At 57.2% G+C, this 2,184-nt stretch carries 2 protein-coding genes and 2 pseudogenes; 3 read left to right on the forward strand and 1 reads right to left on the reverse strand.

Features of this window, described 5'->3' with window-relative positions; genetic code table 11:
- From LL962_RS20765 to LL962_RS21015, 3 genes and pseudogenes are all read left to right on the forward strand, one after another.
- The coding region (locus LL962_RS20765) for an integrase core domain-containing protein (protein WP_228318279.1) at window positions 1-586 on the forward strand (586 nt) is incomplete at its 5' end.
- Between the two features lie 20 nt (window positions 587-606).
- A pseudogene (locus LL962_RS20770) lies at window positions 607-996 on the forward strand (hypothetical protein); the annotation flags it as partial.
- A 218-nt stretch (window positions 997-1,214) separates the two neighbouring features.
- Window positions 1,215-1,439 carry a hypothetical protein gene (locus LL962_RS21015; protein ID WP_343237496.1) on the forward strand — a complete coding sequence of 75 codons (225 nt, stop codon included), beginning with the start codon at window positions 1,215-1,217 and terminating at the stop codon, window positions 1,437-1,439.
- 42 nt (window positions 1,440-1,481) lie between these two features.
- On the opposite strand, the pseudogene LL962_RS20775 reads toward LL962_RS21015, so the two are convergent.
- A pseudogene (locus LL962_RS20775) lies at window positions 1,482-1,877 on the reverse strand (hypothetical protein).
- Window positions 1,878-2,184 lie beyond the last annotated feature (307 nt).

Here is a 2,184-nt window from a genome sequence, read left to right on the forward strand (position 1 = left end):
GCACAACAACTTGCCAACAGCGATATCATCAACCCCGGACTCTAAACCCGACTGCTACTCAGGACGGGGGGACGTCGATCGACCCAATGCTGGATGGTCGATCGACTTCATGTCCGATGCGTTATGTGACGGTCGGCGTTTTCGCACGTTCAATGTCATCGACGATTTCAGTCGGGAAGCCTTGGCGATCGAAGTGGACTTGAATCTTCCGGCCGCCCGCGTCATCCGCACGTTGGAACGCATCGCGGCCTGGCGCGGCTATCCGAACAAGCTGCGTTTGGACAACGGGCCGGAATTTGTCGCGCTGGCCTTGTCCGAGTGGGCCGAGCGTAAGGGCATCGCCTTGGACTTCATTGAACCGGGGCGTCCGATGCAGAACGGTTTTATCGAACGCTTCAACGGCAGTTATCGGCGTGGCGTATTGGACATGCACATTTTCCGCACGCTAAGCGAGGTCCGCGAACAGACCGAACAGTGGCTCGCCGACTACAACCAACAGATCCCGCATGACAGCCTGGGCGGACTAACGCCTGTCGAGTTCCGTGATCAACATCAACCGCAGACCTCTAGTTTTAGCTGGCAGTGAATTACGGGGAGTCGACAGCAGGAGTACAACTTACCTTGCAGGGGCGAGAGGGGCCAGTGGTCATTGCCTTTAATCCCGTGGGCACAGGACTGGCCGAAGCTGGACGCTGGCGCGGTGCGGGGCTGATATCCGCACAATTAGAGATCGTGGCAACCTCAGTCCGGCCGGGAGATGTGCTCGGTCGCCTCCGCTACGGAGCTCCTAGGGACTGCCAAGTGGAATTACGCTACGCCGGACGCAATGCGGGTGCTTTGATCGCCTGGATTTCAGCCAACGATAGAGGATATTGCCGACAACTTAGCGATGGCCAAGCCAGCCCACAGATCCGCCCGGATGGTAGTGCCGAGCTTTCGCTGCTATTGAAGGGGCAAGGCGATACCACACTGTTTGAGCGTATACCTACTGGTTGAATCGGATAGGACGGCGATGGGCTTAGAGCTGCCTGACACTGCGATGGACTTCATACCATCGTTTACGAGTTTGGCCAGGCGCAAGCAAACTCAGCCAGGGATTGAATCGACGTTGCTCATTCCACGCTGTGTTTGAGCAGCGTCTTGCCTGCACTAATACAGCTTCCGCGAGGTCCTCGGTCTCAGACGCTGCGACAGCGCTGCCGATACTTTAGGCTATGGACAGAGCTGAGTTACGCATCCACCTTGATCACTTGGACGACGCAGTGCCAGCGCTGAGGGCGTCGAGCCCCGACCGTTGCCACTTCTTGCGAGCGTTCACAGGCATGGCCCAGGTCATTGCGGAAAAGGCTCTCACTGCTCAAGATGCTCAATTCGTATCGCGGCGGATCGACGAAATCTTGGCTTGGCATGGGCTCACTAACACTGACGAACCAAGCTAAAAGTGAGAACGGCCAGGGCGCTAAAAGGTTGAATACGCTTGGCTAACGACCGCCCCGAAACGTGAAGCTGAAACGTGTGGTGGATGATATAGCGATGTCTCCGTTGATGGGCACGGGTGTGGCGTCTACCAGCGTTAACATGCCATCGGCGACAGGCACCGGAACGCCAAGCGTGAGATCAATCTGCTTGGACTAGCCGCCGCCGATCACGGTCGCCCTGACGATCAACCGCCCAGCTTGGATGCATTGAACGTCAGCTGGGCAACGGCTGTCCTCAATCACTTGGTCGGGACGCACCTTGGGACCATCAACTGCTGCTGTCTCTCCGAGACCCACAGGGCCTTCAACGAGATTGGGTGTTGCATAAGGCTTGGTGACACACCCGCCAAGAGACACGATAGCAATTGCTGCAAAAAGCATGACGAGGGTACGACGCATGTCGTCCTTGCCGGCAGTGGTTGCTGAGCATGATTGAGTTCGCTGATGGCCTTCAAGCGATGCGTGCATTTGTAGACTCCCTCCAAAAATCCCAAGACACTTCGTGTAGCCCGCGCCTGTGCATCAGAAACGTTGGCTTAGCTTCATTGCATTGACGCTGCCGCCCGCACTGCAATGCAGCCAAGCCCCTTAAGCGTTGTTGATCCGGGGCACGCTCGTTGCTGACTGGTTGAACCGCCCCGGCTTTCCCGGAGACTCCTTGGTTTGAGTCACGCCGACATGGCGGACTCGTTGGGTTGCTTGGATT

The sequence above is a fragment of the Xanthomonas sp. NCPPB 1067 genome (assembly GCF_020783795.1).
GTDB lineage: Bacteria > Pseudomonadota > Gammaproteobacteria > Xanthomonadales > Xanthomonadaceae > Xanthomonas > Xanthomonas melonis.

Coding starts and splice junctions, on each gene's coding strand:
- LL962_RS21015 (WP_343237496.1), top strand. CDS start 1,215: ATGGACAGAGCTGAGTTACGCATCCACCTTGATCACTTGGACGACGCA.